The following is a 13770-nucleotide window of genomic DNA, read 5'->3' on the forward strand; positions in this document are numbered from 1 at the left end:
TCAGCTGTTCTGGGAGACCGCCTATCTCTTCGCGCATCGACCACGGTATCCGCCGTCCACGCTGGTCACAGGGTTCTGTGGCGGAGTGTTTCTCGGGTCGGAACAACAGCCTCGGGGTCATCAGGCTCGCGTTGGCCTCCGCCGTCGTCGTCTCCCATGCGAGTGTCCTGGGCTTCGGGGACAGCGAGTTCGGCCATCACTTCAGTCACGGGCAGACCGACCTCGGCAAGTTGTCCGTCTACGGCTTCTTCGTGCTCTCCGGCATCCTCGTCACGCGCAGTGGCAAGAGGCTGTCGCTGGGGCGCTTCCTGTGGCATCGCGCGCTGCGGCTGCTGCCTGGGTTGTGGGTCTGTCTGGCGGTGACCGCCTTCGTGGTCGCCCCCTTCCTGTACTGGAGGCAGCAGGGCGGGCTGGAGGGCTTCTGGGGCCACGGCCGCGGACCATTGGACTACATGGCGTCCAACTGGGCCGTCGCGCCACGGCAGAACGACGTCTCCGGTGTGGTGGCCGCCGCCGGCGATTCGGGCCTCGCGCACAGCCCCAGCTTTGACGCCGCCCTGTGGTCGCTTCGCTATGAGGTGCTCTGCTACATCGGGGTGGCCCTGCTCGCTGTGACCGGTGCTCTCGCGCGGGCACGGCCGGTCGTGCTCCTCCTCGTCGCCGTGCTGGGCTGGCTGATCCTTCGGGACGCGGTCCACACCCCGTTCTGGGCGGGCTTCGACGACTCCACGTACCACGGAGCCATCGAGTTCTTCGAGGTGACGGGCCGGTTCGACCCGGACGTCGTCCTCTACCTCAGCTTCGCCTTTGCCCTCGGCACACTGATCGAGCTGTACCGCGAGCGCATCCCGGTCAGCGACGTCCTGGGTGTGGCGTCGGCCCTGGTCCTGCTCGGCAGTCTCCGTTTCGGTTACCTCTTCGTCGTCGGCCTGCCGGCCTTCGCCTACCTGCTGCTGTGGCTCGCCATCCGGCTCCCGGCGCCGTTCCGGCGCATCGGCGCGCGCCACGACTACTCGTACGGCATCTACATCTACGGCTTCGTCGTGCAGCAGTCCCTGGTCGCGCTGGGGCTGGCGCGCTGGGGCTTCTGGCCGTACCTCGCGATGTCGCTGGCAGGTGCGGCGGCGGCCGCGATGCTCTCCTGGCACCTGGTGGAGCGTCCGGCGATGCGGCTCAAGGACGCAGGTTCCGCTTCACCCGCGGGACCGTCCCCGCGGAGCGGAAGGGCGGCGGAGCCGGAACACGGGAGCAGCGCGGAGGGAAGGGAACCCTCCGGGCGCCTGGAAAGCGTGAGCGGGCCGCGCTTCCACTGACGCCGGATCCGCCTCGGGGGCGTCCCTGCCCCTGTCCCGGCTCGGCCGGCCCTGGGTCCCCGGGTCCCCGGGTCCCGGCAAGTCAGGCGATGTCCGGGCGTGCAGGAGACGTCGCCCAGGTGAACAAAAGTCGCCCTTTCGACGCAACCTTGTGCAGAGACTGCCCGTCCTCTATCGGGGAGGGGAACACACGTGGGTATCCGGTGGAGCCTGTGTTCTCCCGAGTGATGCGGACGGGGAACAATGACCAGTAACACACCAGACGTCAGTGTCGTGATCGGCGCTTACGAAGCGATGCCGTACCTGATCCGCTGCCTGGAGTCCGTGGAGGCACAGACTCTGCCGACCGACCGTATCGAGATCATCGCCGTGGACGACGGGTCCACGGACGGCACGGGGGAGTATCTGGAGGAGTTCGCGGCCCGTACCTCCATCGAGACCCGGGTCATCCGCCAGGAGAACTCCGGCGGGCCCAGCGGGCCGCGCAACGTCGGACTCGGGCTGGCCCGGGGACGCTACGTCTTCTTCCTCGACGCCGACGACTACTTCGGCGAGGAAGCACTCGAACGGCTGGTCGCGATGGGCGACCGGGCCGGCACCGACGTGGTGCTCGGCAAGGTCGTGGGCGTCAACCGGGGAGCGCCGAAGTCGATGTGGAAGGAGACCGTCGAGCGGGCGGACCTCTTCTCCTCGCACATCAAGTTCACTCTGAGCGCGCAGAAGCTCTTCCGGCGGGAGATGCTCGTGCGGCTCGGGCTGACCTTCGACGAAGGGCTGAAGACCGGCGAGGACGCGCTCTTCACCATGGAGGCGTACCTTCGCGGCGACGGGGTGTCCGTCGTCGCCGACTACACCTGCTACTACCTGGTGGGCCGGGACGACGGCAAGCACGTGACGAAGAGCGGAAGCCACCGGCTGCGCTTCGACTCCGCCCGGGCGCTGGCCGGGCTCATCGCGGAGCAGGTGCCCCCGGGGCCCGAGCGGGACGGCCTCATGGTCCGGCCCTTCGCCATCACCCTGCTCCCGCAGTTCGGCCCTTCCCTGCTGCGGCAGTCCGAGGCGGTCCGTGCGGAGAAGATGGAGCTGGCGGCCCCGTTGATCAAGGCCTACTGGTCGCCGGGACTGGGCCGCCGCCTCAAGGTGAACGAGCGGCTGCGGCTGGCCTGTGTGGCCGGGGGCCGGCTCGATCTGCTCCTGGACATCCTCAGGTTCATAGCGGACAAGAATGTGCCCGAGGTCGTCCGCAAGGGACTCCGGGGCAGCGCGTACCTCGCCTACCCGCATTTCGGCGAGGATGCGGGGCTGCCCGCCTCCGCGTACGAACTGACCGTGACCGAATGGATCGGTGGCAGGCGGATCGAGGCGCCGAAGCAGCAGACCGTCACCTCGATCACCCGCCGTCTGGTGCGCAGGGCGGGCAGGGCGGCCCGGTCCGCCGGGCGCATCCCGCACCGGGCGCACTGAGGCCTGGCCTCACTGCTCCGGGCGCAGGAACTTCCTGACAGGCCGGCCCACCACGCGCCGGGCGCGCCGGTAGGCGGCGGAGCCCGCACCGTTTCGCACCTTTGTGCCGAGTCCGTCGGGCCGCCCGGTGAGCTGGATCCGCCGCAGCTCGTTGTTCTCCTCCGTCAGCTCCTCCAGCCGGCTCTGCATCCAGCTGAAGCGGCCGCGCAGGGTCTCCGGGTCGGAGTCGGTCCACGGCCGGGCGGCGGGCGGGAGGGCGAGCTTGGACATCTGCGCGTCGAAGGCCTTCCCGCCGTCGCCGTGGTGGAAGGTGTTCTCCAGGCCGTTCTTCTCCATGAAGCCGGTGAAGCGGAGGAAGCGTTCCTTGTGGCCGTTCACCAGCTCGCCGAAGTCCGCCGCCTCGTACAACTCGGCGGGGTCGGTGTTCTTGGGCGTCTCGGAGATCTTGCGGTGCGGAATGCCGAAGTAGCGGCAGAGCTCCAGGGTCCGCGAGTCGCTGCAGAGCACGGTGCTCGGGACTCCTGCCAGCAGCGCCGCGATGTTTCCGTGGATGCGCGAGCCGAACGAGAAGTCGAACGCGCGTAGTTCGTCGATCCAGGTGGCCGGGTCGACGTAGAGCCGGACCTTGCCCTCGCGGTACATCGGGTGGGACGGATGGGTCGGCATCGAGGTCTGGGCGCCGATCGGGTTCGACGTCTCCCGCCAGTGCAGCAGCTGGGCCTCGAGGAGGTTCTGCCCGATGAACCGCAGGTTCGGATAGCGCTTGTGGGCCTGCCGGATGATGGCGTCGAGGCCGTGTGCGCGTACGGCGCTGTGTGATCCGTTCACCGAGATGCGGGATTCCGCGGTGAGCGACTCGGACTTCTTCTCGAGGGTGAACGTCTCGCCGTACATGAACATGGAGGGGCAGCCGATGACCTCGACGTCCTTGAAGCCCATGTTCTTGAGGTACTGCTCGGTGAACTCGCCCCGCACGCCGATGGAGGCACTGCGGTTGAGCACCTCGGTGACGAACTCCCTGACGGTCGGCTCCATCGCCTTCAGCCGGGAAGCGTCGTACTTGAGGTCGGCCTGAGCGCCGACGCCCAGGACGACGACGGGGATGCGCAGCCGCTTGATCAGCTGCGTCATCCGCTTCAGGGGCCGCTCGAACGTGGGGCGGAAGGCGTTCGCCAGAGGCACGACGAATACGTCGAACTCCTCGTTTATGCGCTCGGCCGCCGCAGCATCCGTGCGGATGCCGTTGGAGAAGACCTCTGCCCGCGGAGTCGTCAGAATCTTGTGCGCCGCGTCGCTGAAGATCAGGTTGCCCGCGTTGGTCGCGAAGACATCTCTGTCGAGGGACTGTTCGAGCGACGCTACATCGAAGGGGCTTTTGCCCGATCTGAGAAGGATACGCCTCTGGCGGGTGAGTTCATCTGTCACGCAATAGAGGGTAGCTCTATGAATGGCAGGTGGAGATTGCGTAAATGACACCATTCGGGGGCATGTCGAAACGTGACCCGGGCCGACCGGTGTGTGTGGTGACGTCCGCGCGGAGACAGCAGCTGAGACGGCTCGGTACCTGCCCCGCCCCCTCGCGTAGATTGAGGAGAACCGAGCAGGACGACGTGATGGGGACGGGCGTACGTGTCAGGGGCAACGGAATCCGAAGGCGCGGCAAGGGAGCCCGAAGGCGCGCTCCCTGCATCCTCCGAGGGCGGCGCGGGGCGCAGGCCAGGTGTGACCGATGCCCGGCGGATCGTCGTCAAGGTCGGCTCCTCCTCGCTCACCACCGCGGCCGGAGGGCTTGACGCCGATCGGGTGGACGCGCTCGTCGACGTCCTCGCCAAGGTCAGGAGCGGCGGGGAGCGCGAGATCGTGCTCGTCTCCAGCGGCGCCATCGCGGCCGGCCTCGCCCCCCTCGGACTCGTCCGCAGGCCCAAGGACCTGGCACGGCAGCAGGCCGCGGCCAGCGTCGGCCAGGGGCTGCTCGTCGCCCGCTACACCGCATCCTTCGCCCGATACGGCGTACGGGTCGGGCAGGTGCTCCTCACCTCCGACGACACCAGCCGGCGCGCTCACTACCGCAACGCCTACAGCACGCTCGACCAGCTCCTGGAGATGGGTGCGTTCCCCGTCGTCAACGAGAACGACACGGTGGCCACGGACGAGATCCGCTTCGGGGACAACGACCGGCTCGCCGCGCTCGTCGCCCATCTGGTCCATGCGGACCTGCTCGTCCTCCTGTCCGATGTCGACGGCCTCTACGACGGGGACCCGAGCAGGCCGGGCACCTCCCGCATCGCGGAGGTGAGCGGGCCGGCCGACCTGGAAGGCGTCACCATCGGCAGCACCGGCAAGGCGGGTGTCGGCACCGGAGGCATGGTGACCAAGGTCGAGGCCGCCCGGATCGCGACCGCCGCAGGCATCCCTGTCGTCCTCACCTCGGCGAGCCATGTCGCCGACGCCCTCGCTGGACGCGACACCGGCACGTACTTCCACCGCACCGGGCGCCGGTCGGCCGACCGGCTGCTCTGGCTGGCCCATGCCTCGACCCCGCAGGGTGCCCTCACACTCGACGAAGGAGCCGTGCGCGCCGTCGTCGAACGGCGCACGTCCTTGCTGCCAGCCGGAATCTCCGCGGTCGAGGGCGAGTTCTCCGCGGGGGACCCGGTCGAGCTGCGGGACCCCGCAGGCCGGGCCGTCGCCCGCGGGCTCGTCAACTTCGACGCCAAGGAGATCCCCCAGCTGCTCGGACGGTCCACCCGCGACCTCGCGCGCGAGCTGGGCCCCGCGTACGAACGGGAAGTCGTACACAGGGACGATCTCGTCGTCCTCGCGCCTCGCCCGACCCCCTGAAACGGCTGAAAGTCCAGCCTTCGGGCGGAGACCTTCACGAAAACCGCCCCACACCCGGCCCCAGGCTGGTCAACTTTGTCACGGGGATACAAAGGGGTCGGCACAGCTACACATTCACAGGAGGCCGCCGGTGAGACGAGCGCGCCCGGGGGCGCTGCCCCGCGGAACGGGCAGCCGTGCCCTGACCAGCGTCGGAGCGGGAGCCGACTTCGTCGGTACGCCCACCGACCGGACCACCGACCAGGAACCGGTGGTGACGGAAGAGGAACTGACCCGCTCCAAGCTGTGGCACATCACCCTCAGCGTCTCCGGCAGCGAGACACCGCTGAAGGAGGTCAGACGCGGACTGGAGCAGCTGGCGCACGATCATCCGTTCCTGCTGACCAGCCGGTATGCCAACGACCACGCGGAGATCCGTTACTGGGAAGAGGCCCGGGACCTTCACGACGCCGCCGCGGTGGCGCTGCGGCTGTGGGGTGAACACCGCTCCAGCGCGAAGCTCCCGCCCTGGGAGATCGTCGGTCTCGAGGTCATCGACCGGGAGACGTACCACCTGCGTATCGCCGAGGGGTACGGACCGCCACCGGCCGCCCCCGTCGGGGTGCACCCGTACTGACGGGGGCGTACGGGCCGGGTGCACAGCCACCGATACGCCTGTCTCGCATCACGGGATACGTGACGGATGCCCGCAGCGTGCGCATTACCCTGCGGGCATGACCACGCTTTCGCCGTACGACAACATGTCCCCGGTCGCCCAGGCGGCCTACCGGGCACGCGCAGCCGCCGACGACATCGCGCCACTCCCGCGCGCGGCGAAGGACGACGCCCTGCTGGCGATCGCGGACGCGCTCGAGGTGCGCACCAGCGAGATCGTCGAGGCCAACGCCGAGGACGTCGCGAAGGCCAGGGAGGCAGGGACGAGCGAGTCGGTCGTCGACCGGCTCACGCTCACGCCGGAGCGCATCCGCGCGATCGCCGCGGACACCCGTGACGTGGCGGCGCTGCCCGACCCGGTCGGCGAAGTGGTCCGCGGCTCCACCCTCCCCAACGGCATCGACCTGCGTCAGGTGCGGGTTCCGCTCGGGGTGGTCGGCATCATCTACGAGGCCCGTCCCAATGTGACGGTCGACGCCGCCGCGCTCTGCCTGAAGTCGGGCAACGCGGTGCTGCTGCGCGGATCCTCGTCGGCGTACGCCTCGAACACCGCTCTCGTGCGGGTGATCCGTGACGCGGTGGGCGGGTCCGGCCTCCCGGCGGACGCGGTGCAGCTCGTCCCGGGTGAGAACCGTGACTCGGTACGCGAACTGATGCGGGCCCGTGGCCTCGTCGACGTACTGATCCCGCGCGGCGGTGCCTCCCTGATCCGCACGGTCGTGGAGGAGTCGACGGTGCCCGTCATCGAGACGGGCACCGGCAACTGCCACGTGTACGTCGACGCGCAGACCGATCTCGCCATGGCCGTCGACATCCTGGTCAACTCCAAGGCGCAGCGGCCGAGCGTCTGCAACGCCGCCGAGACCCTCCTGGTCCACAAGGACATCGCGGCGGACTTCCTGCCCCTCGCCCTCGACGCGCTGGCCGAGGCCGGGGTGACGGTGCACGGCGACGAGCGGGTGCTCGCGTACGCCGAGGGGTCCAAGGCCACCGTCGTGGCCGCGACTCCGGAGGACTGGGAGACCGAGTACTTCTCGTACGACATCGCCGCCGCGGTCGTGGAGTCGCTGGAATCGGCTGTGGCGCACATCCGGCTCTGGTCCTCCGGCCATACCGAGGCGATCGTCACCACCTCGCAGGCGGCGGCCCGCCGGTTCACCCAGTTGGTGGATTCCACGACGGTCGCCGTGAACGCGTCCACGCGCTTCACGGACGGCGGCCAGTTCGGATTCGGCGCCGAGATCGGTATCTCCACACAGAAGCTGCACGCCCGTGGGCCCATGGGGCTGCCCGAGCTGACGTCGACGAAGTACATCGTCACCGGCGACGGCCACATCCGTTAGCCCGGCGGCCCCGGGGCGGGGCGGGCGAATGTGTGGGCTCCCTGCCCAAATCGCCCCGCCGGGGCTACGCTGAAGCTGTGCCGGACGACGTGGGGGGCAGGCCGTTCCCGGACGGCTGGGAGCCCGACGACGACCGCGGGGGCGCGGACGAGGACTTCGCCTCCGTGGTGTTCGACGAGGACTTCGTCCGGTCCGCCGAGATCCACGAACCCAGCGCGGTCGAGCGCCTGCTGGCCGCCGCGCAGGACCGCGCAGAAGCCGAGGCGCGCAGGGCGCGTTCCGGCGGCGGAGCCCTTGACGACGACCTCTACGACGACGGCTACGGCCAGAACGGCGCGTACGGCCGCGAGAGGGCCTTCGGCGGCTCCTACGGCCTCGACGACCCCGACGGCGCCTACGAGGCCGACAACAGCCCTTACGGGCCTCACGGCGGCTCCCTGCGCCCTTACCGGGGCTCGTCCCGGTGGCACCGGCCGGTCGCCTGGCTGCTCGCTCTGCTGATGGGGATCGGGATGGTGGCGCTCGCCTTCAGCGCGGTGTACCGCGGCGCTGCGGCCAACCGGCAGGAGCCGGTCCCACCGGTCCCACCGCCGGTGACCAGCGGCGTCGACAAGCCGGGCGTGGCTCCGTCCGCCTCGGCCGACTACTCCCGCCCCGCGGTTTCGGCTGTTCCCCGCACACCTGAGCCGGGCTCCGGGTGCGTGCGGGGCCAGGGCACCGAGGGGGCGTGTTCCGGCGGTGGGACCGCGTGCGCTCCCGTCCCGTCCCCTGGCCGCCCTCCCGGCGGCGCTCGTCCTGCGCTCCCGCCTGCGGGGCGTTTAGCTTGATGAGGATCGACCCAATCTGAAGGTATGACCTTGTGACCCTCCTCTCGTCCCCGTCCCCGGGAAGAGGGCCGGCCACGTGTGCATGTGCCGAACCCGTGACGGACAGGTCCGCCCGATGCCGAGCGGCTGAGGCGGATCCCGGCGCCAGGCCCCCGCCGGTGGCGCGGAGATCGGGAGTAGTCATGACAGGCCGCGGAGAACCGCCGGAAGGGCCGCCCGAGAACCCCTCGGGCAACGAGGACGAGTACCGCTCACTCGTCTTCGACGAATCGTTCGTCCGCGCTGCCCGGCTGCAGGAATTCTCCGCCCAGGAGCGCATGGGTGACCACGCGCGCGCCGTACGCTCCCTTCCCGGCCGGGGCGGCGCCCGTCGGCACCGCTCCAGGGCGGGTATCGCTCTCGTCATGCTGATCGCGTTGGCGTTCGCCGCTGCCGTCTACATCGGCTTCCGCAACCCCTACCCGACGCCCGTCGGCAGACGCGCCGAACCCCTTCGGACCACGGTGGTCCCACTCGCCCCCCGAAGCCCCGTACCCGGAGGGACCGCCGAGTCGCTCCTCGCCGACGGCCCGGCCGCAGGTCACCGCACGGGAGCCGCAGGCATCAACCTTCCGCCGGTCCGGCGGACGGAGAACTTCTCGGACAGCCAGGTGACCATCGCCCTGGTCACGGTCAAGGACTACCTGGTGGGCTCCTCCCTCGACCCCGACGTACTCACCGCGGGGGTCGTCCGGCCGGTCGGACGGCTGCTCGACCCGGACCAGACGGCGCAGTTCGACCGAAGCGTGGACTCACCGACTGACGACGGCGAGCACAGCGCGACCGGCTGGCTGGTTCGCTTCGACCCTGCCGAGGTGGAACTGGCCGACGCCGACATCCGGGTCCAGGGCACTCTCTCGTACACCGAGGCGGGGGCGGACACCCTGGAGGTGGTGTCCGACCACACCTTCACCTATGCGCTGCGACCCGCCGTGTCCGGCCCCCACCGGGCCGACGGGGCCTCGCTGTTCACCGTGCGCCGCGTCCTGCATTTCCTGCTCGACCGCGAGGACATCCGCCTGCACCGGCTGGAGGTGCGCAGCGCCTACGTCCAGGCCGGCCCGCAGTCGTGCTCGGCGGATACGACGGGGGCGCTGCGTCCGCTGCTCGCAGGCGAGCGGGCGGACACCCGAGGCCCCACCGGCACCGACCCCTATGCCACGGGTGTGCCCGGGGCGGCGCTCTGCGGCACGCTGGCCGTCAGCTCCCCGCCTCAGGGCCCTCCTCAGGGCCCTCCTCAGGGTCCGCACGCCGCCAGGTCCCCTCGGAACCGTCCGCAGCGTCCGTAGCGTCCGAGGACGGGGCGCCGCCCTTGCCCGCGTCACCACCGCCACGGCCGGCGTTTCCGCCGGCCGCACCGGTGAACTTGTCCCGGAGCTTGCCTCCCAGGTCGCCCGCGCCGCCGGCGATGTCCCCGACGAGCTTCATCAGCGGGTCCTTGCTGGTGCGCACCGTGTCGGCGTAGTGCGACGCGGACTCGCGGAAGGAATCCGTCACGGACGCGTCCTTGTCCTCGTCGCGCCTGGGGTAATGGCCGTCCATGATGCGCTGGTAGTCCCGGGTCTCCGACCACTTCTTCAGCTCGGCCGCACGGACCGTCGTGAACGGATGCGTCCTGGGCAGCACATTGAGGATCTTGAGCACGGAGTCGCGGAGGTCACCGCCCTTCTCGTACTCGTCGGCCTGGGCGAGGAAGGCGTCCACATTCATCTCGTGGAGGTGATTGCCGCCGGCGATCTTCATCAGCCCGCGCATCGAGGCGCGCAGATCCTGCCCCACCAGCAGCCCGGCGCGGTCGGCGGACAGCTCCGACTTGCGGAACCACTCGCGCAGCGCGGTCACTATCGCCATGATCGCGACATTACCGAGGGGGATCCACGCCACCTTGAGCGCGAGATTGGTGAGGAAGAGCAATATCGTGCGGTACACCGAGTGGCCGGAGAGGGCATGGCCCACCTCGTGGCCGACCACGGCCCGCATCTCCTCCTCGGCGAGCAGCTCCACCAGCCCGGTCGTCACCACGATGATCGGCTCGTCGAGGCCGATGCACATGGCGTTGGGCTGCGGGTCCTGGTTCACATACATCGGCGGAACCTTCTTGAGGTCCAGGATGTAACACGCGTCCCGCAGCATGTCGTTGAGGTGTGTGAACTGGGCGTCGCTCACCCGGACGGAGTCCGACAGGAAGAGCAGCCGCAGACTGCGCTCCGGCAGCAGGCCGCTCAGCGCCTTGAACACGGTGTCGAAACCGCTCAGCCTGCGCAGCGCCACCAGCGCCGAGCGGTCCGCCGGGTGTTCGTACGCCCGTGAGGAAATGTCCGGGAATCGCTTGCGGTGCCTGCTCGGCACGCTCTCGTGACTGGCGTCGGTCATGGATGGCCCCCTGTTCGTACGAGACGTTGCTCGTCCCCCTGACAAAAGCCAGCGTATGTGCTGGCGCTACGGTGTGCGGGGGGCTGTGGATAACTTTGAGGAGCGCCCGGAATGCCGCACACCGCCGTCATGCTCGCCGCCGTGTCCGAGGACCAGGGACCGGGCAACACGCTCCGGATCGTGCTGCTCGTCTCGCTCGTCGGAGCTGCCCTGCTCGCCTGGTTCCTCCTGCGCGGATACCGCAACGACGACAAGAACGACTGAGTCGGCGTGAGCGTGCCCGCGACGCCCGCATACGATGTGCGCGACGTCTCCCTCCTGATTCCCGATGGATAGGTCCTGCAGAAGATGAGCCTCTCGAGCACCGCGCACCAGCTGGTCACCCTCGCCTCCGAAGGCGAGCAGGGTGGTAACCACGAAAGCCTCAGCCCGTACCTCACCGGTGGCGGCGCGTTCGTCGTGCTGCTGCTCCTGCTGTGGATCACCACCCGTTTCAACCGCGACCGCTGAGGCAGAGGCGAACAGCTGTGCCAGTAGGGTCTGCACGCATGGGAGAGCAGGAAGTGCCTACCGGCCGCGGCAAGCGCCGACTCGGCGTGATGGGCGGGACCTTCGACCCGATCCATCACGGACACCTGGTGGCGGCCAGCGAGGTCGCAGCCCACTTCGGCCTCGACGAGGTCGTCTTCGTCCCGACCGGGCAGCCTTGGCAGAAGAGCCACAAGCAGGTGTCGCCGGCCGAGGACCGCTATCTGATGACGGTCATCGCGACGGCTTCCAACCCGCAGTTCTCGGTCAGCCGCAGTGACATCGACCGCGGCGGACCGACGTACACCATCGACACGTTGCGGGACCTGCGCGCGGTCCACGGCGACGCGGACCTCTTCTTCATCACCGGCGCCGACGCGCTGTCCCAGATCCTGACCTGGCGGGACGCCGAGGAGCTCTTCTCGCTCTCCCACTTCATCGGTGTGACCCGGCCGGGTCATCTGCTGACGGACGACGGGCTGCCCAAGGGCGGGGTCTCGCTGGTGGAGGTGCCCGCGCTGGCGATCTCGTCCACGGACTGCCGTGCGAGGGTCGCGCAGGGGGAGCCGGTCTGGTACCTGGTGCCGGACGGTGTCGTCCGCTACATCGACAAGCGCCAGCTGTACCGCGGCGAATGAGCCACGGAGAGGGGCACCTGTGAACGACCGACACAACCCGTACGACCCGTACCAGCAGCCGCAGATCATCGGCTACGACGAGTACGGACAGCCGGTCTACCAGCAGCAGGGCCAGCAGCAGTACGACCCGTATGCCCAGCAGCCCCAGCAGCCCCAGCAGGACGGGCAGCAGCAGGGCTACGGCTACGACCCGTACGCCGGTGCGCAGCAGTACGATCCGTACGCCCCCCAGCAGCCCCAGCCCCAGCAGCAGGCGCAGCCCACGCAGCAGGGATACGGGTACGACGAAGGCGGCGGTGGCTACGGCGCGTACGGCTACGACACGGGCCGGCAGCCCGTGGTGGACGACTCCACCCAGCAGTGGAACGCCCCCCAGGCCCCTGCCGCCCCGGCGGCCGCGCCTCCGCCCCCGCTCCCGGAACAGCGGCGTGAACCCGAACCGGCACCGGACACCGCCGTTCCCGGACCACGCCGTGCCGACCGTGACTACCGCACCGAGCAGTTCTCCTTCATCGAGGAGCCCGACGAGGACTCCGAAGATGTCATCGACTGGCTGAAATTCACCGAGAGCCGAAGCGAGCGCCGCGAGGAAGCACGCCGACGCGGGCACAACCGGATGGTCGCACTCATAGTCGTGGTGGCTCTCGTGGTCGTCGGCGGAGCGGGCTACCTGTGGTTCGCGGGAAAGATTCCAGGAGTCTCCGGCCAGGACGCGCAGAACGCCGCGGCGACGGGCCCGCAGAAGCGGGACGTCATCGTCGTCCATCTGCACAACACCAAGAAGGGCGGCACCTCGACGGCGCTGCTCGTCGACAACGTCACCACCGGACAGGGCACCACCGTCCTGCTCCCCAACTCGCTGGCCGTGGCCGCGGACGACGGGTCCACCACCACGCTCGGCAAGTCCGTCGACGACGACGGGTCCACCGGCACCCGTGAGTCCATCGACACCCTGCTCGGCACCAGCATCAGCGGCACCTGGCGCCTCGACACCCCTTACCTCGAGAATCTCGTGGAGCTCGTGGGCAACATCGAGGTCGACACCGACACCGCTGTGCCCGACTCCAAGAAGGGCGAGGCGCCCCTCGTGAACAAGGGGAAGGCGCAGACGCTGAGCGGCCCGATGGCCGTCGCATACGCCACCTACCAGGGCGCGGGCGAGCCGGAGGCCAAGCAGCTGACGCGCTTCGGGCAGGTCATGCGCAGCGTGTTGCGCAAGCTGTCGGAGGACCCCAAGGCAGCGACCGTCACCATCCAGACCCTCGCGCAGATCCTCGACCCCTCCTTGCCTGAGCAGGACCTGGGCGTCTCGCTGGCGAAGCTCGCGGGGCACGCGAAGGTGGGCGACTACAAGACGGAGCTGCTCCCGGTCCAGAGCGACGGAACCCTCACCGAGAAGGCGACCGAAAGCGTCGTCAAGGATGTCCTGGGCGGCAAGGTGAAGGCTCCGGAGCAGGGCGCGGCTGTGCGTGTCGGCATCAAGAACGTCACGGGGGACACGAAGGGCACGGAGTACGCCAGGGTTCAGCTCGTCAACGGGGGCTACGCCTTCGTCGACAGCGGCCAGGCGGACGCCACGGCATCGTCCGAGGTGGTCTACGGGGACGCGGAGGACAAGGTGAAGGCCGTCGAGGTCGCCAAGACCCTGGGCCTGCCGGAGAGCGCCGTGAAGAAGGGCGAGCCCGCCGCGAACGCCGACGTGTCCGTCGCCCTCGGACAGGACTACAAGATCGCCGAGCAGACGTCGTAA

At 69.4% G+C, this 13770-nt stretch carries 12 protein-coding genes and 1 pseudogene; 11 read left to right on the top strand and 2 right to left on the bottom strand.

Features of this window, described 5'->3' with window-relative positions; all coding sequences use genetic code 11:
• The first annotated feature begins 131 nt into the window (after positions 1-131).
• Together ACIREO_RS04445 and ACIREO_RS04450 are read left to right on the top strand one after the other, a co-directional pair.
• On the top strand, positions 132-1313 hold the full coding sequence (locus ACIREO_RS04445) for an acyltransferase family protein (RefSeq protein ID WP_404104887.1): 1182 nt from the start codon (positions 132-134) through the stop codon (positions 1311-1313).
• Positions 1314-1556: 243 nt separating this feature from the next.
• Complete coding sequence (locus ACIREO_RS04450; RefSeq protein WP_404104889.1) at positions 1557-2777, top strand: glycosyltransferase family 2 protein; 1221 nt, start codon at positions 1557-1559, stop codon at positions 2775-2777.
• 9 nt (positions 2778-2786) lie between these two features.
• Here the strand turns inward: ACIREO_RS04450 and ACIREO_RS04455 are convergent, their stop codons facing one another.
• Positions 2787-4202, bottom strand: coding sequence for a polysaccharide pyruvyl transferase family protein (locus ACIREO_RS04455; RefSeq protein ID WP_404104891.1), 1416 nt, complete (start codon positions 4200-4202; stop codon positions 2787-2789).
• 297 nt (positions 4203-4499) lie between these two features.
• Between ACIREO_RS04455 and proB the strand changes: the two genes are divergently transcribed.
• The 5 genes and pseudogenes from proB to ACIREO_RS04480 all read left to right on the top strand — a co-directional run bounded on the left by proB (position 4500) and on the right by ACIREO_RS04480 (position 9770).
• Entirely contained in the window at positions 4500-5618 is a 1119-nt protein-coding gene (gene proB / locus ACIREO_RS04460) for a glutamate 5-kinase (RefSeq protein ID WP_404104894.1), read from the top strand.
• Positions 5619-5748: 130 nt separating this feature from the next.
• A complete protein-coding gene (locus ACIREO_RS04465) occupies positions 5749-6234 on the top strand; it encodes a hypothetical protein (RefSeq protein ID WP_404104897.1) in 486 nt (161 codons plus the stop codon).
• Between the two features lie 97 nt (positions 6235-6331).
• A complete protein-coding gene (locus tag ACIREO_RS04470; protein WP_404104899.1) occupies positions 6332-7615 on the top strand; it encodes a glutamate-5-semialdehyde dehydrogenase in 1284 nt (427 codons plus the stop codon).
• A gap of 77 nt (positions 7616-7692) precedes the next feature.
• Positions 7693-8298 (top strand): annotated as a pseudogene (locus tag ACIREO_RS04475) (hypothetical protein); the annotation flags it as partial.
• Between the two features lie 326 nt (positions 8299-8624).
• Positions 8625-9770 carry a hypothetical protein gene (locus tag ACIREO_RS04480; RefSeq protein ID WP_404104902.1) on the top strand — a complete coding sequence of 382 codons (1146 nt, stop codon included), beginning with the start codon at positions 8625-8627 and terminating at the stop codon, positions 9768-9770.
• Here ACIREO_RS04480 and ACIREO_RS04485 read toward each other — a convergent pair.
• Positions 9682-10854 (bottom strand): M48 family metallopeptidase, encoded by a 1173-nt coding sequence (locus tag ACIREO_RS04485; RefSeq protein ID WP_404104904.1) that lies wholly within the window; start codon positions 10852-10854, stop codon positions 9682-9684. The genes ACIREO_RS04480 and ACIREO_RS04485 overlap by 89 nt on opposite strands.
• Before the next feature lie 111 nt (positions 10855-10965).
• On the opposite strand from ACIREO_RS04485, the gene ACIREO_RS04490 reads away from it, so the two are divergent.
• The 4 genes from ACIREO_RS04490 (at position 10966) to ACIREO_RS04505 (ending at position 13770) form a co-directional block, all read left to right on the top strand.
• Complete coding sequence (locus ACIREO_RS04490) at positions 10966-11118, top strand: hypothetical protein (protein ID WP_404104907.1); 153 nt, start codon at positions 10966-10968, stop codon at positions 11116-11118.
• 84 nt (positions 11119-11202) lie between these two features.
• Positions 11203-11364 carry a hypothetical protein gene (locus ACIREO_RS04495; protein ID WP_404104909.1) on the top strand — a complete coding sequence of 54 codons (162 nt, stop codon included), beginning with the start codon at positions 11203-11205 and terminating at the stop codon, positions 11362-11364.
• Positions 11365-11402: 38 nt separating this feature from the next.
• Positions 11403-12020 carry a nicotinate-nucleotide adenylyltransferase gene (gene nadD / locus ACIREO_RS04500; RefSeq protein WP_404104912.1) on the top strand — a complete coding sequence of 206 codons (618 nt, stop codon included), beginning with the start codon at positions 11403-11405 and terminating at the stop codon, positions 12018-12020.
• 19 nt (positions 12021-12039) lie between these two features.
• On the top strand, positions 12040-13770 hold the full coding sequence (locus ACIREO_RS04505; protein ID WP_404104915.1) for an LCP family protein: 1731 nt from the start codon (positions 12040-12042) through the stop codon (positions 13768-13770).

The organism is Streptomyces sp. NPDC102441 (assembly GCF_044765585.1).
In the GTDB taxonomy this organism is placed as follows: Bacteria; Actinomycetota; Actinomycetes; order Streptomycetales; family Streptomycetaceae; genus Streptomyces.

Excerpts from the sequence above, each read along its gene's own strand:
- ACIREO_RS04450 (WP_404104889.1), top strand. The coding sequence starts at position 1,557 with ATGACCAGTAACACACCAGACGTCAGTGTCGTGATCGGCGCTTACGAA.
- ACIREO_RS04470 (WP_404104899.1), top strand. The coding sequence starts at position 6,332 with ATGACCACGCTTTCGCCGTACGACAACATGTCCCCGGTCGCCCAGGCG.
- ACIREO_RS04480 (WP_404104902.1), top strand. The coding sequence starts at position 8,625 with ATGACAGGCCGCGGAGAACCGCCGGAAGGGCCGCCCGAGAACCCCTCG.
- ACIREO_RS04485 (WP_404104904.1), bottom strand. The coding sequence starts at position 10,854 with ATGACCGACGCCAGTCACGAGAGCGTGCCGAGCAGGCACCGCAAGCGA.
- ACIREO_RS04490 (WP_404104907.1), top strand. The coding sequence starts at position 10,966 with ATGCCGCACACCGCCGTCATGCTCGCCGCCGTGTCCGAGGACCAGGGA.
- ACIREO_RS04495 (WP_404104909.1), top strand. The coding sequence starts at position 11,203 with ATGAGCCTCTCGAGCACCGCGCACCAGCTGGTCACCCTCGCCTCCGAA.
- nadD (WP_404104912.1), top strand. The coding sequence starts at position 11,403 with ATGGGAGAGCAGGAAGTGCCTACCGGCCGCGGCAAGCGCCGACTCGGC.